This window comes from candidate division WOR-3 bacterium (genome assembly GCA_039801245.1).
Lineage (GTDB): Bacteria > Hydrothermota > Tepidihabitantia > Tepidihabitantales > Tepidihabitantaceae > JAOABP01.
This window is the reverse complement of the sequence record JBDRUF010000003.1, coordinates 36283-62607: the sequence shown is the minus strand read 5'-3', so window position 1 is coordinate 62607 and position 26325 is coordinate 36283. Positions and strand designations below refer to the sequence as shown.

Below are 26325 nucleotides of genomic sequence, written 5' to 3'. Positions count from 1 at the left end.
TATGACGCCACCCGTGCCCTGAAACTCTTCAAGAGTTACCCCACTGATAAAGGTTTTCCAATTGCCTTGCGGTTATCCGGTTTGGCAAAATGCCATCTCGGTTACGCAGAAGTGGGAAAGGAAGAGATAAAACAGAGTATCCGCCTCTTTCGCAAACTCGGACTAAAGTATGAGTTGGGTCTATCCCTTTTAGCGTCAGCCGAGGCGCTCCTCAGAATCGCTCGGGACTATGAGTATGGGAAAAGCGAGGAATTTAGGATCGAACCTGATGAGTTCCAAGAGGTGGAGAGAAATCTAAATGAAGGATTAACCATCTTTCAGGAGCTTGATGCGAAATTAGAGATTGCCCGAGCCCATCAACTCCTCAACGAGGTCAAAAGGGTATTTGGGGTGGCTCAGCTCAAGGCGGGTGCGCGCAGTGAGTACCTTAAAGTCCTCTACCAAATTAGTGAACTAATTTACTCCGCTATTGAAAAAGAGGACTTTCTGGAACAGGTCCTTGACCGCCTTCTGGCAGTTACCAAGGCGGAAAGGGGGCTTATTTTCCTTCTCAACCGCGACCAGCTTTTCCCGGTCGCTATCCGTGGCACCGAGCGGGCAACGATGGCCGATGCCGAGGCAATTTCCTATTCTATTCTACGGGAGGTGAAGGAACGGAGTGAACCGCTCATCAGCGCCAATGCGCTCACCGACCCCAGATTTAACAGTTACAACAGCGTCGTCTTAAATAAGATTCGCTCTCTCCTGTGTGTCCCGCTAATAGTTGAAGACCGGGTTTTAGGTACTATTTACCTTGACAGCCGCATTACCTCCCACCTCTGGACTGAAGACGACCGTAACTTACTCATCGCGGTTGCCAATCTCCTTGCCACAACCATTGAGCGCTCACTGGCGTTCCAGATGATTCAAGAGGAAGAAGGATTACCGGGTGAAGAGATTTTAATTGACAACGAAAAGGTGGTTCTGGGCAGGTCAAAGGTAATGGGCAATGTCTATCAGGCAATTGACCGCATCGCCCCTACCGATTCCACAGTCCTTTTGACTGGAGAAACCGGGACCGGTAAAGGGGTGTTGGCACAGCTCATTCATCAGCGAAGTAACCGGAGAAACAACAAATTTATTTCGGTCAACTGCAGCACCCTCCCGGAAACACTCTTTGAGTCAGAACTCTTCGGTTACATCCAAGGAAGTTTCACCGGCGCTATTAAAGACAAGGTTGGTATATTTGAGACCGCCAACGGTGGGACCGTCTTTCTCGACGACATCACCAACACCACGCCGCTGATTCAGGCGAAACTTTTGCAGGTATTAGAGGAGAAAATAATCAGAAGGGTTGGTGACACTGAACAAAGAACAGTTGATGTCCGACTGATTTGCGCCACAAACAAAGACCTGATGGAAGAGGTCAAAGCGGGCAGATTTAGAGAAGACCTCTTTTACCGGATAAATGTGGTTACCATTCATGTCCCGCCTCTCCGCGAAAGGACTGAGGATATCCCTATTCTTGCCGATTACTTCTTGCGCCGTTATGCCGTAAAGTTCAAAAAGCCGGTCTTTGGTTTCGAGGATGAGGTCATTTCTGCCTTTATAAGATACAATTGGCCAGGAAATGTCAGGGAACTCCAGAATGCAATAGAAAGAGCGGTGATTTTAACCCCAAACAGAATCCTTACCCTTAAAGATTTTGGACCCCCGTTTAATAAACCTCCCAGCAAAGATGTGACGAAATTCGAAAGGAAAAAGAGGCGCGTCCTGCGCAAAGAGGAGGTAATAGATGCGTTAAAGAAGACAAACGGTAATATCTCCCATGCCGCTAAACTCCTTTCTACCCACAGGCGCACTCTACAAAGGGTTATAAAACGGCTAAATCTCGACCCATCCACTTTCCACCTCCCAGAAGCCGAGTAAACCCCTCCATAACATTATGGAGCCCACCATCTCTGCTAACCCCACCACCATCCTCAAACAAAAAACTTTCCTAACTAACAATCTATTACTATGTCACACCAACATGCGACAAATCCACATATTTTGTTACTTCATTAGGAGATGTAAAATTGAATTAAGTTATTATTTTTCAAATACAAATAAAAAACAACACCTATTATCCCTAATCTCAAAAATAAAGCACATAATTGTCGCATATGATATAACTCTCAATTTAAATTGTACTTACAAAATAGTCGCACTAATAGCGACAAATTTTAACATTATTTCTGTGTCGTTCAGAAAGGTCTCTTATATATAACTATATGAAAAAAATGTACTTATGATTTTAGTATAATGTGGCACAAAAATTGCTTATGTTTGTTAAGCAATGAAAATGCAGATTTTAAATATTAGGCATAAATCAAACACAAAAGGAGGTAAAAATGGACGGACCGTTTGCACCAATCTATCCACCACCTATTCCTGCACCCCCAACAGCATAATTTTGAAAGGATAGGTTTAAGGTTGCCAGCCCGAACCCGGGCTGGCAACCTTCTCAACTAAAACGGGGAGGTCATGGGGAGTAGAGGTATTGAGTTTATAGGTCTTTAACGTTTCTTTTCTTATCTTAATTAATTAAGAGCAATCGTTCTATTAAGAAAAAAGAGGAATGTAGGTTTTATTATAAGGGCAATCTATTTCCTAATGCCTTAATAGCCGTAACCCTCGCACTGGTTGAAACCATGCCCGGACCCGGATCTCCTGTTGATTGATGCGCAACTGCGTAACCTTAACAATGCAGTAATAGCCATCAACGGTGCAGAGCCCGAAACAGACACCAGCAGCATTCAGCCTCACCGCCTTCTGATAAACACTATCTCCAGCCGGCGGCACCGGACCCTGCTCGTCGGAAAGCAATGCCAAGGGTGTGTTGTGCCAGGGACCAGGTGGCACAGCCCCTCCGGTATCAAAGACAGCGGTATCAGGGCTTGCCGCATAATATATCGGCCCATTGGAACCAACCGCAAAATCGGTGCAGTACCAGTCAACACTGCTGCAGTAAATAGTATCGAGCATCGGATAGGCATAGGCAATGCCCATATCCCGGTTCCAGCCGCAACCGCAGGCAGCACCAGTGGAAAGTTCATTAACAGTCACACTGCCGGTCTGAATCGGCACAGTCGAAAGCAAAACAGTATCCTCGTAAGCGGTAGCACCGAAAACCGCGGCAATCTTGTAGGTGCCGGTCAAGCCATGAGGGTTGTGCTCAAAAACATAGCCAAGGGTTTCGGCAATGACAGAAAACCCTGTGCCACCCACCTGTTTGAACATCAACCGGTAAAAGTTTGGCTCCCCCTCTAAGGGCGGTTCCCACAAAAGCCGCACCGTTGTATCAGTTGCCGCTTCCAGCCTGAATCCGGTTGGTGGTCCGCCCGGGATTGCGAAAACTGTAACGAGCAAGGTGTCTGACCAGGATGTCATCTGCAACCGGCTGTCCCGCGCCCTGACCGCAATCCCATAGCAACCAGCAGTATCAAAGCAATGATTCACCCGTAGATAGGAGTCGCTCGGCACCGGCCCGCGCCAGTCATCAACCACCCCGCCCCAGTCAACCTGAAACCAGAGGCTGTCATTCTGCGGATGAGATGCCCGGAACCGAAACTCATAACTGACACCGGTGGTGCAGACCGATGGACCTTCAGGTTTCTGCGGCGCATTTGGTGGTAGAAACTTTATAATTACATTCCAGTCCTCGCTCCAGCCCGACTCCTTCAACTCCGGGTCCCTTGCCATTGCACGGATAACATAAACACCGGTATCGGTATAGATATGCTCGCGCCTAACCGGCTGCCCGCTGAGATAAAAAGAAGACCAGTCAACACTGGATGTGTCACCCCAGGAAATCTTATAAGAAACCTCCTTTCCCTCCGGGTCGGTTGCGACAACATTAAATACAAGCCTTTCACCTGGGCGCCCGCTTACCGGACCACTCAACTCTGGCACACTTGGCGGCTTATTACGCCCGCACAAGGCAAATAGGAAAACAAGGGCAAAAACCAGGACGCCCTTTCTCATCTTAACTCCTTTCCAAACCCGGACCCAACTGCTGAAATAAAAAGTGGCAGAAAAACATCACATAACTCCTGAACTCAGAAGTATAATATCTATAGCAAGCCAATTGTCAAGTATTAACCGGTGCTTTTTGCTCTCCTTGACTTTTAAAATTTGTATTATAATATTGTGTCAATGCAGGACCGGCATCTCAATCTTTTCTACTCCTACAACCTGAGCGAAGATGCCGAACTTAAAGAAAACAACCTCACCCGTGCCTTTATCCAGACCCTGCGTATACTTTCAGGGGAAAACCGCCAAAATTTCCTCAAGGAGCTTTTTGGCAAACTCCCTGAATATGACTATCCAAATGCCGGATTCGCTCTCCAGGGCAATATTGAAACAAATATCCCTAAAAACTGCCGCAACAAATATCTTGTTACTATCGCAACCAATCCACCAGAAGAAGAGAAAAAGGAAACAAAAGATATAAACGCTGAAGGCGGTTCTTCGCCCGATGCCTGGATATATAAAGAGCAAGATTATTGCTTTCTGATTGAGTGCAAAAGGGGCGGGAATCCGGTGATTGAAGAACAGATAATTAAACACGCGAAGAATTACTTCGGGTTTAATGATAACGAGCTAAAGGAAAAAAGGCTGGATTTAACCTGGGGTGAGGTTCTCTGGGTAATAGAAAAGTTCGTCAGCGATTTTCCCAAGGAACGGATATACAACACTAATGAGCAGGAGCGGTATGTCCTTGAAAATTTCCGGGACTTTCTTGGCTTTTACGGTTACCGTATTTTCAAGGGGTTTGATTTTGAACAAATAACTGAATGCCCAGACTGGCAGATTTATGTGCCCGCATTTGCCGGGATTGATTTCAAAAACATACCAAACCCGCCTGATTTCAGGTTGGGAATAGATAAAGGCGGCAAAAATGATTAGCGGAATGGATGAGCACAAAGTAAACAATTTTTATAAAACCTATAGATGGTTCGACCAATTGTTCAAGGACATCCACGGCTTATTAACTGTAATAAGTAACCGTTATAAGGTGAAAGTATCGGATCTTTACTACCAGAGCAAGTCTGTAGGTCCGCCCTTACTCCCCGACCCATATTATTGTGCTTTTAAACTTAAAGAAAAACCAGAGTGGATAGTAGGTTTAGTGTGTATATTGTGTCCAGATAGGGCTACAGAGTTCTACAACGATACCCTAAAGAATATAATAACAGAACCTGCTGTGATAGTGATTGCGAGCCATCTCCGCACCCCGAGACCAGCAAAACATCATTATGCTTACTATGTAGTAATAAATAATAAACGCTTTATTGATAATTTTGTTGTAAATGATAATACCACCTTTTCTGGTCGGTATACAGACACCGGCGATTTAACAGGTGGTGATTTCAAAGGCTTTGTCGTTCCGCTCTATGCGTTCAGCCGGCAGAAACTTGAAGAGAGAGCAAAAGAAGAAAACATCGGACTGGAACAGGCGCTGAACAAAACCATTGAAGAGTTAATTGTTAATCCGCTTAATAAGTTATTAGGACTTTAGTCCAACCAGAAGTCGCTTCTCAGTGCATCATAATGCCCAGTGAAAAGGACAAAGTGCTGAGCCAGTTTGAGGTGTAGCCGTCACCCGGATTTTGCGGCTTTTTCTGGGTTCCTTCGGCACCACCACCGATATAACGCAGGTTGACAAACCCATCAAGAAAGTTGTTCACCCGCGCACCCAGCCTGACCGAGCCATCAAGGATCGCACCCTTGAAGGAGTTTTCCACATTGGTTGAACCGGTGACACCCGCACCCTGCGCATAAAAGCCATCAATCTCCGAGCCAAACCAGAGCCAGTTGTTTAGCGGCAGTTTCAGCCTTGCCTTGACAATCGGCACCGGTCCCAAATTCTGATACACCCGCTGCCTTTCGCCATCAGCCGTGGCAAAGACAATGCTGGCGTTGCGCAACTGCAGAGAAAGACCGATAGCCAGTTCCCTTTCTGCGAGCGCCCAGAGGTCATAAAGCCAGGACACCCGGTAGAAGTCAAACCCGTAGCGCAGATTCATCGGTGTTCCCGGCAGGAATGTGTCGGTGTCAAGGACAAGGGTATCGGTCAGGGTTGCGGCGGTGCGCAAATCAAGCGGCTGATAAAGCCCGATAAATGTGTGCCGCGGCATAAGGTGCAACTCCAATGAATAGCGCTCAAATGGAAAGAGGATGTTCTGGCTGCCGTTTTTGACATAATCAAAACTGGTCCCCTCCCTGCCGAACTTGATGTGATGCACCTCAACGCCGATTGCGCCGGTCTCAATCACGCCCCGCAACTCATAGCGGTGGCGCGGATTGTTGATCTGTGCGCCCGCTGACAAAAAGAGCAGGCTGATTAAAACCATCACTATCATTTTCCTCATCTTTCCTCCTGATTTATGTTTTCAAACCTTACCGACCCGTGTTTTTCTTGCCAAGTTTGACAAGCAGATAAAATTCTCGCCCTCCCCTCCATTTTAACCCTGCTTCACCCCAAGTCAAAGAAAATACCGCTCCCCTCCATTAAGAGCCAGAAAATGGCAAAAATTAACGCCACAATCTTCGATTTTGCGCAGGGCTGTTTGCTAACTTCTAAACTGGCAATGGGTTGAAGAGTTGCACCTGGTTTTATTTTTCCTTTCCGGGCAGGTCCACCCCACCACCCCCATTATCACCCTGATTTTCTCATGAAATTTAGAGTGGAATCTGAAAATAAATCCATAAGATTACCACCACCCTCGGCTTGAACCTCTACTTTTAGTCCGGCTGCAAAATGCTGTCGGCTCCTGCCTTTGGTGGGAGCCGAACTTTTTATTTTTAGTTTCCTTGACAGCAGTAAAACAGAACAGGATAATTAAATGTGAATAACCCTTTCAAGGAACTTGAAATCAAAGGCGTCTTTCTTGCCCGCGCAGAAATCCATTCTGACACCCGGGGCTGGCTCTGCGAGACCTTTCGCGCTGACTGGCTTGCCGGTTTGGGTCTGGAGAGGTTGCAGCCGGCAATGGGCTATGTCTCATTAACCAATCCCGGGGTTGCCCGCGGTCCGCATGACCACAGATTCCAGACCGACTGCTTTGCCTTTATTGGACCCTCAGACTTCAAAATCTACCTCTGGGACAATCGCCCGGATTCACCCAGTTTTCAGACCCATCTCCAACTTGTCCTGGGCGCAAGCGCACCCGGAATTCTGATTGTCCCGCCCGGTGTTGTCCACGGTTATAAAAACATCGGCAATGAGCCCGGATTGGTTCACAACTTTCCTGACAAACTCTTCCGCGGCTGGAACCGCACCGAGGCGGTTGATGAAATCCGCTATGAGGATGACCCCAACAGCCCTTTTCGGATTGATTTTTAGTTGCTAACCCTTGACTGCGACTTGATTCGGGCTATTCTATGCCGATGAGTGTCGCCCTACAATCAGACTTCTCCTCCCAGGTCCTTGACTGCGGGATTGAGGCGATTGACCCTTTGGAGATAGAAAGGCTGCGCCGCATCAAGAGCGCCAAAGAGCCCGATTCCGGTTTAAGTGCTGAGGAACTCCTCACCCGCCTTGGTCTTATTTCTCCTGAAGGCAAAATAAAGGCTGCTGGCCTTCTGCTTCTGGGCAAGGAGGAGTTTCTGCGCAAAATGATTCCCGGTCACAGCGCCATCTTTCTGCATATGAAAAATGATGTTGAATACGACCGCCGGCTTGACTCCTTTAAACCGCTCCTGGCGATGCTGGATGAGTTCAGTGCCTCGGTTGAACCGCACAACCGCATCTTCACCCTCAAGTTCGGGCTTTTTCACTTTGAGATTTTTGACTTTCCGCCCGAGGTTTACCGCGAGGCGCTCCTCAACGCCTTTACCCATCGCGACTACTCAATCCAGAGCCCGGTTTATCTCCGCCTTTTTCCGGAAAGGCTTGAGGTCTCATCCCCGGGTGGCTTTATCTCTGATGTCACCCCGGAAAACATCGTCGGTCATGAGCCCATCAGCCGCAACCCCTTTCTTGCTGAGGTCCTTGAACGCATCCGGCTCGTGGAAAGGGCGGGAATGGGTGTCAAAAGGATGTTTCAGATTCTTCTCTCCTATGGCAAGGAGCCACCAACCTATGAAGCCGGTGCAGATTATGTCCGGGTAACAATCCGTTCCGGTCGTGCCGAAGGCAAACTTGATGAAAACTTTGCCCGCTTTGTTGTCCGCTGCCAGCAGGAGGGCCGGGAACTGAAACTGCCCGACCTCTTGATTCTCAACTGGCTCAAGCGTAACCGCGAGGTTGATGTTACCGAAGCCAAGACCATTTTGGGCAGAAGCGAGAAGGAGGCGCACGAGGTCTTAAGTTCAATGGTCAACCGCGGGCTCTTGGAGCAGTTTGGCGAGAAAAAGGGCAGGGTTTACCGGCTCTCTAAAAGGGTCTATGCCCAGTTGCGCAAATCGGTGAGCTATTACCCCTTCCGCCGTGCCGAATCTGCCTATGCGGAAAGCACGATTATCAACTACCTTGAGGAGCTGACCGGTCCTGATGAGGAGCGGTTCATCACCAACGAGATTGTCCGCACCCTTTTGCGCGTCTCACCCCATCAGGCAGGCTACATCCTTGCCGGGCTGGTCAAAAAGGGCAAACTCACCCTTAAAGGCAAAGGCAGGGCAGCCCGCTACTACAAATCGGCTTGATTTTGCACCACCCTGCCACCGAACCTGGTCAAGAAAATATTTAAGGCAGAAAGACCTTCAACTCTCCTTCTTTTTATTCACTTAGCAGGCGCCAGATGAGCGCGGCAAGAACACCACCGACAAGGGGTGCAAGGATAAACAGCCAGACCTGTTGAAGTGCTGGACCGCCGACAATCAGGGCTGGTCCAAGGCTGCGCGCCGGATTCACCGATGTCCCGGTAATCGGAATGCCAACAAGATGGATAAAGGTGAGCGCAAGACCGATTGCCACGCCGGCAAACCCAGCCGGTGCCTTTTCGCTCGTTGCGCCCAACACCACCAAGACAAAGAGCGTGGTGAGGATAACCTCAGCGTCCAGCGCCGCCACCAAAGAATAACCACCGGGCGAATGTGCACCGAAACCGTTCTGACCCAGACCGTTAACACTAAGCGAATAATCCGGCAGAGTGCTGGCAATGGCAAAAAGGACAATCGCACCAAGAATCGCACCGATACACTGGGCGATGATATAGGCAATCGTCTCGGTAAACTTCTGCTTGCCGGCAACGAGCATCGCCACTGATATTGCCGGATTGATATGACAGCCGGAAATCGGTCCGATAGCATAGACCATCGCCAGGACCGCCAACCCGAACGCCAGCGAGATACCGGCAAACCCGATATGACTGCCGGCAATCACCGCGCTGCCGCAGCCGATGAAAACCAGACAGAATGTGCCGATGAGTTCGGCAAGCCATCTTCTCCAGGCTTTCTGGCTCATTGTGCCTCCTTTTTGGTTTTATGCCTCGCCATAGATGGGGCTCAATTGAACTATAACACCAATTTGCGCTAATTGCAATTTAAACCAGAGAGGTTCAAAGGTCTTTTTGCTTTTGGCTATCAAACACCTCCTGCCTGATTTTCTCCAAAACAATGGGGTTAAGACCGCGTGCTGACCATTTTGCCAGAAGCACATCTGCCGCCATTTGAAAACTCCTGCCGCTAATCCCCTTTCTTTTTAATGCAAAAAGTTGCCGGGCAAAATCAAGATAGGGGACATAGAGCGCGCTCTGAATCCCGGATTGGTTCAGAACCTGCCTTGTCTGGTCTTCCATTGCCAGCAAATCCACCATCGCCCGGGCATAATTCTTCGCCATCTCATCATACACCGCCTCAAGGGTTTGTTTTGCCCTTGCCGGCGTAAACTTTTTCAGCCATCTCTTCACCATTTTATCTAAATCTGCCATAATATTACTCCTTTCATTGCCTTCTATACATTAAGAGCCCAAAAATTAAAAAAATTAACGCCAGACCTCTGCCCACTTTTGGTTTATTTGTGATAAAATACGACTCTTCATACTGTTAGCGATTTGAACTCCAATCCAAGTTTTTACCGGGGGAGTGACCCGGAGAGTCAAATCGGGGTTGGATTCGGATGAAAACACATTCAGGGGCTGGCATCTGAAAAACTCCCCTAATTTGATTGACCGGTCTAAATCAGGGTGTAAACTGAACTGTTATGGCAAAAACCAATCCGGCTCATTATCAAAAACTCCATCAACAATCACTGGTGATCGATATGCACTGCGACTCCATCTTAAGGCATATTGAGAAAAATGAGGACATCAGTAAAAACACCAAGGGGCATCTTGACCTTCCGAAGATGATAAAGGGTGGTTTGAAAGCCCAGGTCTTTGCCATCTTTCCTGACCCGAAAAAGATTAAGCCCGGTGAGTATGAGCGGTTTGTCCTCAATGCGGTCAGGGCAATCAAAAACTTCTGCAAGGAAAATTCTGATAAGGTTGGTCTTGCCCTTTCACCCGCAGGTCTGAAACGGATTGTCAACTCCAAGAGAATCGGAATTATCATCGGCGTTGAAGGTGGGCATGCACTTGAAGGCAATCTTGCCCGGCTGTTTCATTTCTGGCGCGCAGGGGTAAGGATTCTCACCATCACCTGGTGCAACTCCAATGAACTTGCCGACGCCTCCTGGGACAGAAAAAAGCCGCACAACGGGATTTCTGAATTGGGCAGAAGGGCGATAAGGATAATGAACCGCTTGGGAATGATTGTTGATGTCTCCCACTCCTCAGAGCGGTCATTTTACCAGATTGTTCAAGCAAGCCGGGCACCGGTCATCGCCTCCCATTCCGGTGTCTACGCATTAAGGAGACACAACCGCAACCTGAAACTGAACCAGTTGCAGGCTTTAAAGGAAAGACGCGGCTTGATGGGACAGGCTTTTCTGCCCGGATTTCTCAAGCCACTTCCCAAGAAGGCAAGCATTGATGATGTGGTAAAATCAATTGACTTTGTTGTCCAGCGGTTCGGACCGGACATTATTGGTCTGGGCTCGGACTTTGACGGCTTCTCCGGCAGGCTCAAGGGGCTTGAGGATGCCAGTATGCTGCCGGAAATTACCAGAAGGCTGATTGATTTGGGCTATAAAGACGGTGATATTAAAGGGATTCTTGGACTTAACTTTTTGCGTGTCTGGGAAAATGTCTGGCAGAAAAGGGGCTGAATCCTTTGACATTTGCATCCGGCAGGAGATAATTTAAAATTATAAAATGTCTGCAAATCCAAACCCTGATAAAAAGGAGGATTCGTGAAGTTTTTTTGTGCTGTTATCCTGATGGCAGGGGTCTGCCTTGCCGGTGTTGTTAATCTCCCGATTACAATCTCACCCGAACAGGTGAGTGTGGTAAGTTATGATGGCTGGTCGGTGGTGAAATTGAACCTTGACCAGAATGGTATGGTCTGTGTAACAACAACCGCACCGGGTGAGCCGCTTTTGCCGGTTATCTCAGGAAATGTCCTGATTCCGCCCGATGCCAAATTAAAAAGGGTTGTTTTGAAAAATGTCCATTGGCAGGAGATCGCAACCGGCTTAAGCCTCTATCCCTGTCAGCCAATGAGACCTGTTTCCCAGTTTAACTCCGTTCCCTTTGTTCAACCCAAACCCGAGATTTATCAGAGTGATGTTCCCTATCCGGCAGAGGTTCTGAACCCGGTTCCCGCAGGAACAAAGTCGGGCTTCAGGATTGCCGGCCTTCTCTTCTGCCCTTTCCAATACTATCCCCAATCAGGCAGGCTCCTCTTGGCAACAGGTGCAGAAATTGAAGTTGAATATGATGAGAATGCCGCACCGGCTAATGTTTTGACTCTGGGACAGTTTGAGGCTTTCAAGGAGGATGTTCACCATTTAGTGGTGAACAATAATGACTTAAACCGCTTTTCACCAATTGTTGCCGAACTTGACCAGGAGGAACTGGATGTGGCTATTGTAACATCATCCGCACTCGTCAGTGCCGTTGCCCCGTTTGCCGACTATCTCCAGCGCAAGGGCTATTTTACCGAGGTGATGCCAACCGAGACCATCTATGCCCGCTATTCCGGCAGGGACAACCCTGAAAAAATCAGAAACTTCTTAAAGGACTGTTACGCCCACCGGGGCTTGAAATATGTTATCTTGGCCGGTGATGTCCAGCATGTTCCCTGCCGCTATGGCTATCTTCCCTATTCACCTTACAATGTCCCGGCAGACCTCTATTATTCAGATTTGGATGGCACCTGGGATGCGAACAACAACAGCCAGTTCGGCGAGTATGACTACACCAATTTCAATCCCGACTCGGTTGACCTCTATTCTGACATTGTTGTTGGCAGGTTACCTTTTGACGACTCATCCAACTGCGCCAACTTCTTAAAAAAGGACTCGCTTTATGAGCGCCACCCTGACACCACCTATCTGCACAATGTCCTTCTCCCCTTTGAGGGGCTCTGGACAAACATTGACTACTACGGCAGAATTGTGAACAAAAACATTGCCATTGCCCTCTCGGAGATGGCAAACTGGCTCGTGGATTCGGTCTATAATATGACCCCGACCCAGTGTGTAACGAGCATCAACTCCGGCAGGCACCTCTTCCACTTTGCCGGTCATGGCTCAACCAGCGCCTTCGGCTCAACATTCTCCACCTCCAATCTCTCATCCTTGACCAATGTCAATATGCCCTGCATCGTCAACTCCATGGCTTGTGACTGCGGCAACTTTGACCAGTATGACTGCCTTGGCGAACAGTTTGTCAACGCCACCAATGGCGGTGCGGTCTCCACCTGCCTTAATGCCCGTTATGGCTGGGGTGCCCCACCAAATATGGGACCATCAGAAAACCTCTGTATGGAGTTCTATAATAACTATGTGAAGGGCTTTAATCAGGGAAGAGCCTATGCCCTTGCCAAAGACTTTTTACGCAACGCCGCCTTCAGCCAGATGACCTATCGCTGGTCGCTTTATGACTGGACACTTCAGGGTGACCCGACAATGCTTATGTGGCGGACAATCCCAAAGGAACTTGTGGTCACCTGCCCGGACACAATTGAAGCAAAACCGCAGGTTTTGACCGTTGAGGTTAACTATGAAGGTTATCAGCCGGCTGCAGGGGCAAGGGTGGCAATCCTGCATCAGAATCAGCTTCTTGGTCGGGCATTAACTAACTCCTTGGGCATAGCAAAGGTTTGCCTGAGCGCGATTGAGGACACTCAGACATTAACCCTTTCCATAACCGCTCAGGACGGCGCCCCTTATGAAAAAAACATCTACACCCAGACCGGTGGTGCAAGCCCATTGGTTGTCTATGACCATCACTGGGTTGATGACGAGAATGGCAGACTTGACCCGAATGAGGAGTCAGACCTTTATATTGTTGTTATCAACAAGGGCAACCTGTCAAGCACAAACACCATCGGTCTTCTGCGCACCAGTTCTCCCTATCTGACAATATTGGACTCAATCAGCCATTACGACTCCCTTGGAATTGGCGACACCTCTCAGGGTGATGCCTACTGTGTCAGGGTAAACAGCAACTGCCCGCACGGTCAAACGGTGGAAATGAACCTGCTTGTCAGTTCCAGTTTCGGCTCCTATGAATCGCAGTTTGAAATGGTAATCGGGATGCCCTATGCCAGAAGCGGCATCTGGGCGGTCCATGACACCGCTGACTTTGTGATTGGCGTCTGCGCGAATGGCGGGATTGGCACAACCACCTGGCGGGGTCAGGGTCTTGGCTTCATCTATCCAAAAAGCAGGCAATGGTCATCATCAGCGATGATGCACGGCTCATTTCTCTTGGGCGTTGCCCAACCCGACACCTTCTGGCTCGCAGACAACTATTACGGCACACCCTGGCAGGTTACATCCCAGGATTTTGCCATCGTGGAATCATTAAGACCGGTCATTAACCCTGAACTTGGTGACCAGGAGTATGTGTGCGTGTTCTCAGATGCCCGTCATCCCGAGCCCAAAGGCATCACCGTTACCCAGCGCTCGTTTGTCAGTGCCCAGACCCAGCACAAGGACTTCATCGTCCTTGAGTACCGGATTCACAACAACGACACCGCTGAAATCTCCGGCCTCTGGGCTGGTATTGCCTGCGACTTCAGAACCGCACCCTGGAACTCCCTTGACCAGTACGACTATGCCGGCACCGACTCTGCCCGCACCCTTGCCTATATCAAAGCCTCACCCGAAACCCTTGCACTCGGTGTCAGACCCATCTACCCATTAGAGTCTGGTGGCTTTGCAAACTGCATCAATCACACAACCTATATCAACGACGGGTTTACCAAGAGTGAAAAGATGATGTTTCTTGACGGCAGACTCCGTTCAACAACCGGTACAACTCAAGGCAACTGGCATGCCCTTGTCTCCTCAGGACCCTATACCATCCCTGCCGGCGACAGCCAGATTGTTGCCTTTGTCATCTGTGGCGGCAGGACTTTCAACCAGATGGCAGCCAGTTCAGACAGCGCATTTAACTGGTACGAACCGCAGGTGGGTATTGTTGAGGAAAAGGCAAAGGTTACTAGCATCGGCTCAATTGCAATCAGACCCAAACTTTTTAACCGCAAGGTGACAATTCACTACACGCTCAATAAAATCCAGCCGCTCTTTGTTACTGTCCGCGATGTTACCGGCAGAATCGTCGACCAGTTTGAACTGCCGGTCTCAAACCTTTCCGGCGCTTTTACCTACCAGCCCCAAAATAGCCAAAATGGTGTCCTTTTCATCGCCGTTGGCCAAAAGGTAGAAAAGGTGGTGCGGATTCACTGATATGCACCAATAACTATTCTTGACACCTTCTGGTAGTTAGCCAAACTTCACTAATAGTGAACAGCCAATCCCTTGCCGACTGGTTACGCAACCGTCGGGGTATGGCATTGGTCCTGACGGCTGTTGCTCTCGTTAATCTCATCCTCTACCTACCGACGCTCAGATTCGACTTTGTCTGGGATGATAACCTGTTGATTGTGAACAACCGCCTCCTCCAGGAATCCAGTTTCGCGCAGATTTTTACCCGTGGCTACTGGGCAGGGGTCGAAGAGGTGGAAGAAGGTCCTGTTGCCGCCTATTACCGCCCAATTGCCACCCTTTCATTCTGGCTCGATTGGAAGCTTGCCGGTTTAAGCCCCCTTTACTTCCACCTCATCAATCTCGTTATTGCCACTGCTGCCGCTATCTTTGGGGCACTGATTGTCTGGGAATTACTTCATTCTGCGGTCTGGGCATTTATTGCCGGCACCATTTTTGCCACCCATCCCGCCCATGTTGAGGCGGTGGCTTATATTTCTGGACGCACCGACCTGTTGGCAACGCTCTTTTTGGGCTTTGCGTCCTTTGCCCTGCTGCGATCGTTCCGTAAAAAAAATCGGCTCTGGTGGCTTGTCCTCCCAACCTGTTTTGCACTTGCCCTCTTAAGTAAGGAAACCGCGATACTTTTCCCACTCCTGGTTTCCTTTACTCCACTTTTTATCCAGAGTCGACCTCAAAAACAATACTGGCTTCTTGTCCTGATTCTAATAGCGATTGCCCTCGCTTACCTTTATCTCCGCCAGCTACTCTTTAACACCTTTCTCCCATTACCAACCACCTTAACCGCATTTAACCTCTTGAACATTGCCAATACCTTTGGCTATTACATCAGGATGTTTTTTGTCCCGTTTACCCACTATGCCCGGATTCCTCCTGACCCTAATTTCCTCGAACTTTCCAATCACTTTATTTGGGCACTCTTGTTTCTGATTTCTGTGCCTCTTGCTGCCCTGCGCCGCCGTTTCCAGATCGCTCTCTGGCCATATACCTGGACTACCATCTTTCTCCTGCCAGTGATTAATATCTTTCCCCTTGGTCTCCAGGCGGCAGAAAGACTACTCTTTTTGCCTTCAGTTGGTCTGATTGCACTGGTTATTGTTATCCTCTCCCGGCTCCTTGTTGCCCATCACCGCATCAGAGAGGTGGTTGGAACCCTGCTTCTGATAGCGGCAATTGCCTTCGGGTTCAATACTAAAAAACGGCTCGGGGTCTGGCGCAATGAAGTAACACTTTTCTCAGCAATGGTAAACGAGGCGCCAAAAGCACCAACCGCCTACTACCACCTTGCGCGGGCACTTAGCCCAACCCTCCCGGACTCCGCGATAAAACTTTACAACCGGGCGATTCTCCTTGATCAGGGCTTCGCCCGCGCCCATATCAACATCGCGGTTCTCTACACCAACAAAGGCGACTTTCGCCGTGCGCTTCACCACCTCCGGCTTGCCAACGAACTCCAGCCAAACTCCCCGCTAATCCATACCCACCTGACCTATACCTTTCTCCTTGCTGGTGAGATAGACAGCGCCCTTCTTGCCCTTCAGCGGGCATCACCCCCCGACTCCACCCTACTTCAACCCCTCACCTCCACACCCAACCAAGCCCTCCTGTTCAGCCGCTTGGGCACAATACCCCTCTCCCTTGGTGACACCGCCGCCGCCTCGACCTGTTACCAAAAGGCGCTCCAACTTGACTCCAACTGCCTACCCGCGCTCTACAACCTTGCACTCATTGCCCTTGCGCGCAAAGACACGGCAAAAGCGCTCCAATTACTCACCCGTGCTAAGAAAATCCAGCCGCACATCCAACAACTACCAGAACTCCAGCCCCTTCTCCGCACAAACAGGGATTAAACTCCGAATTAATCCCGGTATCTCGCCGCAATCGGAAACCGCCTGCCGGTCCCAAAAGCCCTGCTTGTTACCCTTAAAACCACCGGGGCCTGCCGCCTCTTATACTCCATCCTTGCCACCTGAGAAACAACCCAATCCACAACATCTTTTTTAAACCCCTTTTTGACAATCTCCTCTGGTGAAAGCCCCTCCTCAATATAATGCTCAAGGATTGGGTCAAGAATCTCATATGGCGGCAGCGTATCCTGGTCCCGCTGGTTTGGCTTCAGTTCTGCTGAAGGCGGCTTTTTAATAATTGCCATTGGTATTATTTCCTTCTCACGGTTAATATATCCAGCAAGCTGGTAAACCATCATCTTCGGCACATCACCTAAAACCGCCAGACCACCGCTCATATCACCATAAAGGGTGCAATAACCAACCGCCAGCTCGCTCTTATTCCCGGTTGTCAGGACAAGATAACCGAACTTGTTGGCAATCGCCATTAAAATATTTCCCCTGATCCTTGCCTGAATGTTCTCCTCGGTGGTGTCTTCTCCCTTACCGGCAAAAGCGCCCTTCAGCGCCTCAAGATAACAGTGATAAATCGGGGTAATCGGTATAATCAAAAACTCAATCCCAAGATTGTTTGCCAGTATCCTTGAATCCTCAACACTACCTTTTGATGAAAACTCTGAAGGCATCGTTACACCTAACACATTCTCCTTGCCCAAGGCTGCAACCGCCAGACAGGCGGTTACCGCCGAATCAATCCCACCAGAAAGCCCAATAACCGCCTTTTTTAACCCGCACTTATGCAAATAGTCCTTAATGCCCAAAACCAGTGCCTGATACACGTCCTTAATCCCTGAGCCAATATCCTCACCTGTTGCCACCTCTCTCTGGAAAATTTCACTCTCAAACACAAAAACCCTTTCCTCAAATTCAGGCAAAAAGAATGCCAACCCTCCTTGAGGATTTGTTGCAAAACCCCTGCCGTCAAAGATAAGCTCATCCTGCCCACCCACCTGATTAACAAAAATAAACGGCTTTTTGTGTTTCAGGCTATGCCCCTTAATCAGTTTCAGCCTCAGCTCTGGCTTACCCAGCCAGAACGGTGATGCCGCAATATTGATAAAAAGGGTTGCACCCTGCCGTGCCTGTTCACCAATCGGGTCAAAATCGTAGCGGTATTTCCCCCCAAATTCCAAAACATTCCAGGCATCCTCGCAGATGGAAACCCCGATGCGCTCACCCTTGAAATCCCAAAGCCTCACCTCTCTTGCCGGGTCAAAATACCTCACCTCATCAAACACATCATAAAAGGGAAGCAGCCACTTTGCCTGCCTGTAAACCTCCTTGCCCTGATAAAACCCAAACGCGCAGTTATAAAGCCCCCTGCCAAACTTTTGGTTGCTGCGCGCCACCCCGCCGATTAAAATTGCACAACTACACCCCTTAGAGATTTTCGCCACCTCTATCATACCCTGTTCTGCCCTTTGGATAAACCAGCTCCTTTCCAATAAATCCCCTGGCGGATAACCGGTCAAAAACATCTCTGGAAATATTACTAAATCGGGCTGTTCCGGTTCAAGGTTAGTGATGGTTTTTCTCACCAGTTCAATATTACCCTTGATGTCACCAACCGTCGGGTTAAGTTGAGCAATGGCAATTTTCATATATATTATAGTGTGCCAAAGATAGTGAACTTGTCAATTGTCTAAGGTAGTCAAATAAATGATGCGCATTTGCCTTCTCTTAACCTACCTTTTCTCGGCTGCACCCGAATCAGCCCTTGGCTCTGAACACCGTGTTATCCTTTCCATTGATGACGGCTACCGGTGCATCTACGACAATGTCTATCCCCTTTTGAAGAAATACAAAATGACCGCCACCATTGCTCTGATTGTTGACTATGTTGCCGGCATCAAAACTGGCTATGGCAACCCCAACACATTTCTGAGTTACAACCAGATAAAGGAGATGATTGACTCAACCGGGATTGAAATTGCCAGCCACAGCCTTTCCCACCCCTATCTTACCCGCCTGGATAGTGCCCAAGCCTGGCACGAGATTTACCGCTCCAGGACTTTTCTTGAATCGGTTTTTGGGGTTCCGGTTATCACCTTCGTTTACCCTTATGGCGACCGTAACCCCCGGGTCATCAGAATGGTGCGCAGAGCAGGCTATCGGCTCGGTCGGGCGGTTAAAACGGGTGAAATTAACCTCTGGGTTGAGCCTTACCAGCTGCCCATCTTTGAACTGCGCAAGGAAACAAGCCTGGAGGCGGTAAAGGAGCATATCAAAAACAACCCGGTTTCAATTCTGCTCCTCCACCGGATTGTTCCCCAGCCCGCTGTCTTTACCGAGTGGTCTTTGGAAAACTTTGCCGCCCTGATTGAATGGCTTGCGGCAAACCAAATAAAGACCCTGACCCTTGCCGACCTATATTACGAATGGCGAGAGGATGTTGTCAAAAGGATGATTCAGGAGCGAACCAAAACCCTGCCCGTTTTTGAGCCAGAATCATTACTCCAAAAGATACACATCGACGCTACCAGAACTCTTAACCCCCGCTAACGCAAAAGCCTGGATGTTATCCTTAACCCCGATAAAAATATCGATGTGATTGCCCTTAACCGCACTTCCAACATCATGGGCATAAAAAATACCGTTCAAAACCTTGCCCTGAACCGTAACATTCTCCAGCTGCGGAATGTAAACCTTTGAACCTAAAGGAATTACCATCGGGTCCACCGCAATTGACTTCAGGTCAATTAGTGTATACCCACCATGACCCAAAAACCGCTCCACCACCTGGGCACGATTCTGTTTCTTAAGATAACTCAAACACCTGCCGTCCCTTAACCGGGCAGCAGACTCAATCTTAAAATCCTTCACAAATGATGAGGAAAACCTGCCGATAAGTTTCCCATCCTGAGCATAAAGGGGCGTGCTCTTGGTCTGAGGATAATCCTTTTCCTCAACAACCCAGTAAAATGTAACCTTGAACCTGCCCAGATACCGGGCAGAGCGCACCGCCTTCGCCTCTCCAGCCCCGGAAAATAGCCATGCCGGCGGCAACTGCCGGCTTGGGCTCACAATTGCGGTCTGGACATTAGGTCCCAAACAGCCCGCAAACAGAAAAACCAGGCAAAATGCCCATCTGCTCATACCAATAATTATCCTTATATCAGCCACCTGTCAAGAAAATCTGCCTTAACCTTAACAATAGGTTAACATATGCCAAAACCCTGCCCTTCCAATCCACCCCGGGGGTCACCCCCCTTATCGTGGCGGAGAAATTAGGATAACTCTTGTATCAGCGAAAGATATAGATATGTTGCCCGTTTAAAATTTTAAATTGATGCTACCCTTAAACTGGGCTTTTTCTTAAATCAAAAAAGAGCGGACTGGTCCGAGAAAGGAGGCTTTCTGCCAAAATGCCTATAAGCAAGCGGGGTTGCTATCCTGCCCCTTGGTGTGCGCTGGATAAACCCCTCTTGGACTAAAAATGGCTCGTAAACCTCCTCAATTGTTCCTGGGTCCTCGCTAACCGCAACGGAAATGGAATTAATCCCCACTGGCCCCCCACCAAACTTATCAATAACGGTCAAAATTATCCTCTTATCCATCTCATCCAGCCCCCGTGAATCAACATCAAGTTGGGCAAGGGCATATTGCGCTATCTCCTTATCAATCAAATCATTACCCTTAACCTGGGCATAATCCCTTACCCTGCGCAATAGTCTATTGGCAATCCTTGGTGTCCCTCTTGAGCGCCTGGCAATCTCATAGGCACCCTCATCATTGATACCGATTTTAAGAATTCTCGCGCTGCGCAGGACAATCTCATAAAGCTCCTCTGCCGGGTAGTAATCAAGCCTCAGTGAAATTCCAAACCTCGACCTCAATGGTGCTGTTAAAAGACCGGTCCGGGTTGTTGCGCCAATAAGGGTAAATGCTGAAAGGGCAATCCTTTCCGAACGCGCACCCGGTCCCCGATCAAGCATCACATCAATGGCAAACTCCTCAAGTGCCGGATATAGAAACTCCTCAACCGCCTTGTTTGTCCGGTGAATCTCATCAATAAAAAAAACATCGCCCGGGTTAAGACCGGTCAGGATTCCGGCAAGGTCAGCCGGCCTTTCCAACACCGGACCTGAGGAACAGCGAATCTCGGTCTGCATCTCCTGGGCAACGATATGGGCAAGGGTTGTCTTTCCCAACCCTGGTGGTCCGGAAAGGAGGATATGCTCCAACGGCTCCTGCCTCATCCGCGCCGCCTCAATAAAAATCCTCAGGTTCTCCTTAATTTTTTTCTGCCCGATAAACTCCTTTAATGTCCTCGGTCTTAAGGTCTCATCAAACCTCTCCTCGCCGTTAAGCCGCTGTGGTGATGACACCCTTTCCACCAACTTCTTCATAACCTACTATTTTCCCTGCCTGAGCGCCCTTTTCAAAACCTCCTGCAGGCTCATCTCCTCCTTAAGCTCCAGCCGGTTCAGCCTTTCCTCCGCCTCCCTCCTGCTCAAACCAAGGGAGACAAGTGCATTAACCGCATCAGTTTTGAGCCGGGAAAGCCTCTCGGGCAGTTTTACCGCTCTCCTGGCAAACTCCTTTTTCTCGCCCTCAAAACGCTTGATTATCTCGCCCGCCTTTTTCTCGCCAATACCGGGAACTGAGCGGAGAAACCCCACATCCTTGTTTTTAATTGCTTCCACCACCTCCTCCGGCTCAAACCTTGAAAGTAGGTTCAGAGCCGCCCTTGGACCAACCCCTTTTACCGCGGTTATTAGCCGGAAAACCTCCTGCTCCTTCTTATCAAAAAAGCCGAAAAGCTCAACACCAGCCTTAGTGAACCCCACCTCAACGAGAACCGTTGCCTCATTACCCGGCTCTGGCAACCGGCTGGATGTGGAAAGCGGTACCCTAAGTTCAAAACCGATGCCATTAACATCAAGGACCGCCCTTGTCGGCTCCTTTGTTAAAACCCTTCCCCTCAAAATGGCGATCATCTCTTAAGCCGGTTTCTCAGACAGTAGGCAACAGCCAGGGCATCTGCGGCATGCTCGGAAAGTCCGTCATCAAATTTCAGTATCTTTCTAATCATATAATTCAACTGCCGCTTTGATGCCCTGCCTGAGCCGGTGACCGCCAGTTTCACCGTGGCAGGGGTAATTTCATAAACCGGAATCTTATTCCTGGCTAAAGCCGCCAATATTACCCCGCGGGACTCTGCGGAAAGAATCACACTCCGCGCACCGCCACCTTTAAAAAAAAGGCTCTCGATTGCGCAGCATTCGGGCTGATACCTTCTCAATATCTTATTAATCTCCTGACCCAAATAAAAAAGCCTTACCGGCAACTCCCAAGATGGGTCGGTTTTTATCACCCCCTGGGTCAAAACCCCGCCCTGTTTATCAATAATGCCAAAACCGGTAGCGCTCAACCCTGGGTCAACCCCTAATATCCTGCCCGGTGCTCCTTTTCGCACTATCCGCCCGCGGAACCAACCCTCTCTAAGACCTCATCTGGGATATCAAAGTTGGCATAGACCTGCTGCACCTCCTCCAACTCCTCCAGCATCTCAATAAGTTTCAACACCTTAGGTGCATCCGCCTCAGAAACCGGGACGGTATTGGTGGCAATTTGTGTCAACTCAGCCCTTTCCCACTCAATCCCCAAATTTTTCAGCTGCTGCTTTACCGCCTCAAAACTCTCAACCGGGGTAACCACGGTAAAGTTGCTCTTGTCGCTCTGAACATCATCCGCACCAGCCTCAAGCGCCGCTGCCAAGACCGTATCCTCCTCTGCCTTTGCCCGGTCAATCACAATTATCCCCTTGGGCTTGAACTGCCAGGCAACACAGCCCGCAGCCCCCATTGAGCCACCGTACTTGTCAAACACATGGCGAATCTCCGCGGTGGTCCGGTTCTTGTTATCGGTTAAAGCCCGAATTAAAAGCGCCACCCCACCCGGTGCATACCCTTCATAAAAGACCTCTTCATAAAAGACGCCAGGAAGTTCACCTGTTCCACGCTTGATCGCCCGCTCAATATTTTCCGCGGGCATATTTATCGCCCGTGCCGCCTCTACTGCGGTGCGCAGCCGTGGATTCGCCTCAATATCACCACCCCCGATCCGGGCAGCGGTGGTTATCTCCCGTATCAACTTGGAAAATGCCCGACCGCGAGCAGCATCAAGTTTACTCTTTTTGTGCTTAATCGTTGCCCATTTCGAATGTCCAGACATAAAATCCTCCTGAATTCAAGTTTTTCATCACCTGCTTTTAATAGATTCTAAGCAGAGAAAAAGAATTGTCAACAGAAAGCGGATTACCTTGCCCAGGTCACCTTGTGCTGAGCAAAGTTCCCACCTGCCGAGATGGTAATAAGATAACTGCCCCGGCGCACCGGCCGACCCTGTTCGTTGGTGCCATCCCATATAAACGAATGGTAGCCAGGCGCCTGCTTTTCCTCAAAAATGGTCTTCACCGGTCTCCCCAAGAGGTCAAACACCTCTGCCTGGACAAGAGCGGGTTGACGCAACAAATACTCCACCTTCAAATTACCCTTTCGTACCGCTGGCTGGGCGCGAACAATCTGCACCACCCCCGGGCGCACTGCCTGCCCTTTTATCCCGGCCGTCAGCTCCCCACAGGAAAAAACAAAAACCGGATGGTGGCTTGTCGGCAAAAGGAGCGCATTCTTAATTGCACTCCGCTCCTGGGGAGTCAATGGCATGGTAATATACCCACCAAGCCCGAGCGCCCTTGCCTGCATCAAAAGATTAAAGGCCACAAACCCCGCCTCCTGCATCGTCCGATAAGAGGAGGTGTCATTGACACAAACAACAATATACACCGGAGCGGACGAAGGAACCCTTTCACAGGCAAGCCGCAAATCATTGCGCCGGTCACCCCAGACAAACCGCTCGAGTCGGTGATCTTTGGTTCTTAAGTTTGTGTCCCCGGGAAGACGGTTATAATACCGGTCAACCCCCTCCTCCCTCACCAGATATATCTTGCTCGTCAGGAAATAACCAGCAAGCGCACTAGGGACAACCAACCCCTGGCGACCATTGGTGGTGATATGCGGTGTGACCCCGTAACCAGCCCAGAGGAGCTGGGAAACGGTCTCAAGCGAAAGCCTTGCGTTCGAGAAAACCGAGTCCTGCGTCAAATCCATCAAAATCAGTTCAAAGGTGTCCGTGCCATTAGTAAATGGTGGAGGGAGGCTGGAGTCAGAGGAGATTGCCACCAAGGTTGTATCCAGCCCGCGTGCCGGCGCCCTGCCAAATACATTCACCATTTTTATTTCGTGTCTGGGGTGCCAGTTGCGGTTGGCATAATCTGCCGCCCATTTCATCGGACAGCAGACAACTTCAGCGGTGTCATCCCAGAATGCAATGGCTGCCAAAAGCCCCGCCTGAACTGCCATACCCGCCTCCTCATGCCTCGGTGTTGCCACCCCGACTTCAAATGCAGACCCAGAGTTGTATCGATGGTCACCGGCAAGGTGCAGGGTCAATGTTCGGCTCCCGGGCTGATAAAGATAGACATTTTCTTCGGTGGCAACATATAACTCCTGATACCCCCCTAAGTGGGGCACATGGCTCATCGCCCAGAGGATATTGGCAAGTACCTGCACCGGTAACCTGCCCTCAAAACCAGCATGAACCGAATAGCGGCTGTTGGCAAGAAGTTCAAATGAGTGGGGATGAATAACCGGTGCAGGCAGAGTCTCCTGATTGATTTTAATCAAGCCCCAAGCGGGCATAAAAAGACAAATAAGGAGAACAATAATAACTTCCCGACTTTTCTTTTTCAATAAACACATATTTTAATAATACCCTCTTTCTTTTTAGTGTCAAACTTCTAAATGGCAATCGGAATTTCCTTCTGCGGTCACAACCTAAGACTTGACTTTCCACCCTAATAGGGTATCTTTTAATTAATTATGCCCCGAGTTAAGGAAAAACGCCCTTGTCAACAGTTAAATAGCGGATTTGCCTCGGTTTCTGAAGCGCTTAAGGAAATACGGCAAGGTAGGCTTCTGATTGTGGTCGACGATGAGGAAAGGGAAAATGAAGGTGACCTTGTGTGTGCTGCAGAAAAAATCACCCCAGCAAAGGTCAACTTTATGGCAAAGTATGCACGCGGCTTAATCTGCGTTGCCCTTACCCCGGAGCGATGTGCAGAACTGGAACTGGTTGCCCAGACCACCAACTCTACTGCGCTCCATGGTACCGCCTGGACCGTTTCCGTTGACGCAGTGAGGGGAACAACCACCGGCATTTCTGCCCATGACCGGGCAATCACAATAAAAGCCTTGGTTGACCCGAAAACCAAGCCTTCTGACCTTGCCCGCCCCGGACACATTTTCCCGCTGATGGCCCGTACAGGTGGGGTATTGGTACGTGCAGGACATACTGAAGCCGCTGTTGACCTCGCCCGCCTTGCCGGTCTCCAACCCGCGGGTGTCATATGTGAAATTATGGCTGATGATGGCAAAATGGCGCGCCTGCCACAACTAAAGCGGTTGGCAAAAAGGTTTGGGCTCAAGATTATCACCGTCAAGGATTTAATTGACTACCGGCGCCACCGAGAGATCCTCGTTCAGCGCCTGATTGAGACCAACCTCCCGACAAAGTTTGGTGATTTCCGTCTGATTGTGTACGAAGACAAGGTCGAAGGTTATGCCCATCTTGCACTGGTTAAAGGAGAGGTTAAGGGGAAGGAAAGGGTCCTTGTGCGTGTCCATTCCCAATGTCTCACCGGCGATGTTCTTCACTCCTTGCGTTGCGACTGCGGCGAGCAACTTGCCCAGGCGCTGAAGATGATCGCCGAGGAGGGCTTGGGTGTCTTAGTATATATGCGCCAAGAAGGAAGGGGCATCGGCATAACGAACAAAATTCGTGCCTATGCCCTCCAAGACAAAGGGCTTGATACGGTTGATGCCAATCTGGCACTCGGCTTCCCACCCGACCTCCGTGATTATGGCATTGGTGCCCAGATACTCTCTGACCTTGGTCTTTCCTCTATTCGGCTTTTGACCAACAACCCGTGCAAGGTTGTTGGACTCGCTGGGTTTGGTCTTAAGATTGTCGAAAGGGTGCCGATTGTGGTCAAACCCAATCGCAAAAACCTGAAATATTTGATAACCAAAAGGGACCGCCTGGGGCATCTTTTGGGTCCAATTGAGAAAGGAGTGTAAATGGAAAGATATGAATTGAAAGGTAAGTTAGATGCCACCGGCAAAACATTCGCCTTGGTGGTCTCAAGGTTTAACGAACTCATCAGCCGGGAACTTCTCGCGGGCGCGCTTGACTGCCTTGAGCGCCATAACGCCCGTGAGGTCACGGTTGTCTGGGTACCGGGTTCGTTTGAAATCCCGCCCGTTGCCCTACGCCTTGCCACCACCAAAAAATACGACGCCTTGATTGGCCTTGGTGCGGTAATCCGGGGTGATACACCCCATGCCGAATACATTTCCGCCGAGGTCGCGAAAGGGCTTGCCAAAGTGGCCTTCAAAACCGGTGTCCCTGTAACATTCGGCATCATCACCGCTGACAACCTCGAGCAGGCACTGGAAAGGGCAGGTGCCAAACAAGGCAACAAAGGCTGGAACGCTGCCCTTTCCGCCATCGAACTTACTAACATCCCTTGGGATGAAGGTTAAATAAAATACC

General features: G+C 49.5%; 22 protein-coding genes. 11 read left to right on the top strand and 11 right to left on the bottom strand.

All coding sequences use genetic code 11. The features are described 5' to 3' along the window. The coding region (locus ABIK47_01025) for a sigma 54-interacting transcriptional regulator (GenBank protein MEO0019210.1) at positions 1-1908 on the top strand (1908 nt) is incomplete at its 5' end. A 723-nt stretch (positions 1909-2631) separates the two neighbouring features. On the opposite strand, the gene ABIK47_01020 is transcribed toward ABIK47_01025, so the two are convergent. Continuing rightward, complete coding sequence (locus ABIK47_01020) at positions 2632-4005, bottom strand: fibronectin type III domain-containing protein (GenBank protein ID MEO0019209.1); 1374 nt, start codon at positions 4003-4005, stop codon at positions 2632-2634. A gap of 171 nt (positions 4006-4176) precedes the next feature. Between ABIK47_01020 and ABIK47_01015 the strand changes: the two genes are divergently transcribed. Next, positions 4177-4929, top strand: coding sequence for a hypothetical protein (locus tag ABIK47_01015; GenBank protein ID MEO0019208.1), 753 nt, complete (start codon positions 4177-4179; stop codon positions 4927-4929). After that, a complete protein-coding gene (locus ABIK47_01010; protein MEO0019207.1) occupies positions 4922-5542 on the top strand; it encodes a hypothetical protein in 621 nt (206 codons plus the stop codon). Before ABIK47_01015 ends, ABIK47_01010 begins: the two co-directional genes overlap by 8 nt. A 19-nt stretch (positions 5543-5561) precedes the next feature. Here the strand turns inward: ABIK47_01010 and ABIK47_01005 are convergent, their stop codons facing one another. After that, the gene (locus ABIK47_01005) at positions 5562-6395 is read right to left on the bottom strand and encodes a hypothetical protein (protein MEO0019206.1); all 834 of its coding nucleotides are present in this window, start codon (positions 6393-6395) and stop codon (positions 5562-5564) included. 476 nt (positions 6396-6871) lie between these two features. Here ABIK47_01005 and ABIK47_01000 point away from each other — a divergent pair, with 476 nt between their 5' ends. Further along, complete coding sequence (locus tag ABIK47_01000; protein ID MEO0019205.1) at positions 6872-7369, top strand: dTDP-4-dehydrorhamnose 3,5-epimerase family protein; 498 nt, start codon at positions 6872-6874, stop codon at positions 7367-7369. A gap of 44 nt (positions 7370-7413) precedes the next feature. Then, a complete protein-coding gene (locus ABIK47_00995) occupies positions 7414-8670 on the top strand; it encodes an ATP-binding protein (protein MEO0019204.1) in 1257 nt (418 codons plus the stop codon). A 73-nt stretch (positions 8671-8743) separates the two neighbouring features. Here the strand turns inward: ABIK47_00995 and aqpZ are convergent, their stop codons facing one another. Both aqpZ and ABIK47_00985 read right to left on the bottom strand, forming a co-directional pair. Continuing rightward, the gene (gene aqpZ / locus ABIK47_00990; GenBank protein MEO0019203.1) at positions 8744-9430 is read right to left on the bottom strand and encodes an aquaporin Z; all 687 of its coding nucleotides are present in this window, start codon (positions 9428-9430) and stop codon (positions 8744-8746) included. Positions 9431-9524: 94 nt separating this feature from the next. Next, positions 9525-9896: a hypothetical protein gene (locus tag ABIK47_00985; GenBank protein MEO0019202.1), complete on the bottom strand. Its 372-nt coding sequence runs from the start codon at positions 9894-9896 to the stop codon at positions 9525-9527. 272 nt (positions 9897-10168) lie between these two features. Here ABIK47_00985 and ABIK47_00980 point away from each other — a divergent pair, with 272 nt between their 5' ends. The 3 genes from ABIK47_00980 (at position 10169) to ABIK47_00970 (ending at position 16653) form a co-directional block, all read left to right on the top strand. Further along, entirely contained in the window at positions 10169-11173 is a 1005-nt protein-coding gene (locus tag ABIK47_00980; protein ID MEO0019201.1) for a dipeptidase, read from the top strand. An 84-nt stretch (positions 11174-11257) separates the two neighbouring features. Next, positions 11258-14764 carry a C25 family cysteine peptidase gene (locus tag ABIK47_00975; GenBank protein MEO0019200.1) on the top strand — a complete coding sequence of 1169 codons (3507 nt, stop codon included), beginning with the start codon at positions 11258-11260 and terminating at the stop codon, positions 14762-14764. Between the two features lie 56 nt (positions 14765-14820). Continuing rightward, positions 14821-16653 (top strand): tetratricopeptide repeat protein, encoded by a 1833-nt coding sequence (locus ABIK47_00970; GenBank protein ID MEO0019199.1) that lies wholly within the window; start codon positions 14821-14823, stop codon positions 16651-16653. A gap of 8 nt (positions 16654-16661) precedes the next feature. Here the strand turns inward: ABIK47_00970 and ABIK47_00965 are convergent, their stop codons facing one another. Then, on the bottom strand, positions 16662-18311 hold the full coding sequence (locus ABIK47_00965; GenBank protein ID MEO0019198.1) for an NAD+ synthase: 1650 nt from the start codon (positions 18309-18311) through the stop codon (positions 16662-16664). Positions 18312-18369: 58 nt separating this feature from the next. Here ABIK47_00965 and ABIK47_00960 point away from each other — a divergent pair, with 58 nt between their 5' ends. After that, positions 18370-19212, top strand: coding sequence for a polysaccharide deacetylase family protein (locus tag ABIK47_00960; protein ID MEO0019197.1), 843 nt, complete (start codon positions 18370-18372; stop codon positions 19210-19212). Here the strand turns inward: ABIK47_00960 and ABIK47_00955 are convergent. The 6 genes from ABIK47_00955 to ABIK47_00930 all read right to left on the bottom strand — a co-directional run bounded on the left by ABIK47_00955 (position 19162) and on the right by ABIK47_00930 (position 24473). Continuing rightward, positions 19162-19806: a 3D domain-containing protein gene (locus ABIK47_00955; protein ID MEO0019196.1), complete on the bottom strand. Its 645-nt coding sequence runs from the start codon at positions 19804-19806 to the stop codon at positions 19162-19164. The genes ABIK47_00960 and ABIK47_00955 overlap by 51 nt on opposite strands. Positions 19807-20030: 224 nt before the next feature. Further along, complete coding sequence (gene ruvB, locus ABIK47_00950; protein MEO0019195.1) at positions 20031-21059, bottom strand: Holliday junction branch migration DNA helicase RuvB; 1029 nt, start codon at positions 21057-21059, stop codon at positions 20031-20033. A 6-nt stretch (positions 21060-21065) separates the two neighbouring features. Then, positions 21066-21650: a Holliday junction branch migration protein RuvA gene (gene ruvA / locus ABIK47_00945; GenBank protein MEO0019194.1), complete on the bottom strand. Its 585-nt coding sequence runs from the start codon at positions 21648-21650 to the stop codon at positions 21066-21068. Then, the gene (gene ruvC / locus ABIK47_00940; protein ID MEO0019193.1) at positions 21647-22129 is read right to left on the bottom strand and encodes a crossover junction endodeoxyribonuclease RuvC; all 483 of its coding nucleotides are present in this window, start codon (positions 22127-22129) and stop codon (positions 21647-21649) included. Before ruvC ends, ruvA begins: the two co-directional genes overlap by 4 nt. Continuing rightward, positions 22129-22887 (bottom strand): YebC/PmpR family DNA-binding transcriptional regulator, encoded by a 759-nt coding sequence (locus tag ABIK47_00935; GenBank protein MEO0019192.1) that lies wholly within the window; start codon positions 22885-22887, stop codon positions 22129-22131. Before ABIK47_00935 ends, ruvC begins: the two co-directional genes overlap by 1 nt. A gap of 83 nt (positions 22888-22970) precedes the next feature. Then, positions 22971-24473: a FlgD immunoglobulin-like domain containing protein gene (locus ABIK47_00930; protein ID MEO0019191.1), complete on the bottom strand. Its 1503-nt coding sequence runs from the start codon at positions 24471-24473 to the stop codon at positions 22971-22973. A gap of 120 nt (positions 24474-24593) precedes the next feature. Between ABIK47_00930 and ABIK47_00925 the strand changes: the two genes are divergently transcribed. Beyond that, a complete protein-coding gene (locus ABIK47_00925) occupies positions 24594-25850 on the top strand; it encodes a bifunctional 3,4-dihydroxy-2-butanone-4-phosphate synthase/GTP cyclohydrolase II (protein MEO0019190.1) in 1257 nt (418 codons plus the stop codon). After that, entirely contained in the window at positions 25851-26315 is a 465-nt protein-coding gene (gene ribH / locus ABIK47_00920; protein ID MEO0019189.1) for a 6,7-dimethyl-8-ribityllumazine synthase, read from the top strand. Positions 26316-26325: the final 10 nt, after the last annotated feature.